The following is a 1,626-nucleotide window of genomic DNA, read 5'->3' as shown; positions in this document are numbered from 1 at the left end:
CGGCGGCCGGCCCGGGTCCACAGCGGTGGACGAACTGCACTGCGCTCCCGGCAACGCCGGTATCGCCGAGGTGGCCCGGGTCCACCCCGTGGACGCCGTGGACGGCGCCGCGGTGACCGACCTGGCCCGCCGGGTCGGCGCCGACCTCGTGGTCATCGGCCCGGAGGCCCCGCTGGTGGCCGGGGTGGCCGACGCCCTGCGGGAGGCCGGGTTCGCGGTCTTCGGCCCCTCGGCCGAGGCGGCCCGCCTCGAGGGCAGCAAGGCCTTCGCCAAGGAGGTCATGGCCGCCGCCGGGGTGCCCACCGCGCAGGCGCGGCTGTGCGTCACCGCCGCCGAGGTGGACGACGCCCTGGACGCCTTCGGTCCCCCCCACGTGGTCAAGGACGACGGTCTGGCGGCGGGCAAGGGCGTCGTGGTCACCTCCGACCGGGAGGCCGCCCGGGAGCACGCCCTGGCCTGCGACCGGGTGGTGATCGAGGAGTACCTGGACGGGCCCGAGGTCTCGCTGTTCGCGGTGACCGACGGCGAGACCGTGGTGCCGTTGCGCCCCGCGCAGGACTTCAAGCGGGCACTGGACGGCGACGAGGGCCCGAACACCGGTGGCATGGGTGCCTACTCGCCGCTGCCGTGGGCCGACGCGGATCTCGTCGACCGGGTGCTGGAGACCGTGCTGCGGCCGACCGTGGACGAGATGCGGCGCCGGGGCACCCCCTTCTCCGGGCTGCTCTACGCCGGTCTGGCGATCACCTCGCGCGGGGTGCGGGTGATCGAGTTCAACGCCCGCTTCGGCGATCCCGAGACGCAGGTGGTGCTGGCCCGCCTGGAGTCCCCGCTGTCGGGGCTGCTGCACGCCGCCGCCACCGGGCGGCTGGCCGAGCTGCCGCCCCTGCGGTGGAGCGACGACGCGGCCGTGACGGTCGTGGTGGCGGCCGAGAACTACCCCGCCGCCCCGCGCACCGGCGACCCGATCGAGGGGCTGGCGGAGGTCGCGGAGCGGGACGCCCCGCACGCCCGGGTGCTGCACGCCGGTACCCGGCGGGACGAGGAGGGCCGGGTGGTCTCGGCGGGCGGCCGGGTGCTGTCGGTCACCGCGACCGGTGGCGACCTCGCCGAGGCCCGGGAACGGGTCTACCGGGCGGTGGCCCGGATCGGCCTGAAGGGCTCCCATTACCGCACCGACATTGCGGCGAAGGCTGCCGAATCGGACTGAACCGCCGCGAATCTCTGCCCAAAGCCCCACCATCGAGTGACCATCCGCCGGTACCGCTGACGGACCGCTCCGCCGCCACTATGGTGCGGCGCGATCGGACCATCGCACATTGCGTCATCGGTGTGCGGTGCCACAGTGGGGGGCACGGGCCGCCCCCGGGGGCGGCCCGGCCGGCGGCGGACGTCCGCCGGCACCGCACACCGGACCCCGACCCCGGAAGCGGAGGGCAGCAGATGGTGCAGCAGCGAGCCGCGCGCGGTGCGCGGGAACACGCCCTGGCCGTGCTGCGGGTGCGGAATCGCGCCCTCGCGGCCGCCATGGCACCGGCGGCCGCCGGCGTCGTCCTGCTCTCCGCCGTCGCCACCGACTGGCTGCCGCCGGTCCTGGCGGTGGTGGGGTGGGTGCTGCTGGGGGTG

1 protein-coding gene and 1 pseudogene are annotated in these 1,626 nt (G+C 76.1%); both read left to right on the top strand.

All coding sequences use genetic code 11. From position 1 onward, the window contains the following. Positions 1 to 1,210: phosphoribosylamine--glycine ligase (gene purD / locus FOE67_RS25145; protein ID WP_182667113.1), on the top strand; the 1,210-nt coding region annotated here is incomplete at its 5' end. Positions 1,211 to 1,443: 233 nt separating this feature from the next. Beyond that, positions 1,444 to 1,626: pseudogene (locus FOE67_RS25140) on the top strand (hypothetical protein); the annotation flags it as partial.

Source organism: Streptomyces calidiresistens (assembly GCF_014141525.1).
In the GTDB taxonomy this organism is placed as follows: Bacteria; Actinomycetota; Actinomycetes; order Streptomycetales; family Streptomycetaceae; genus Streptomyces; species Streptomyces calidiresistens.
This window is presented reverse-complemented; position numbering and strand designations above follow the sequence as displayed.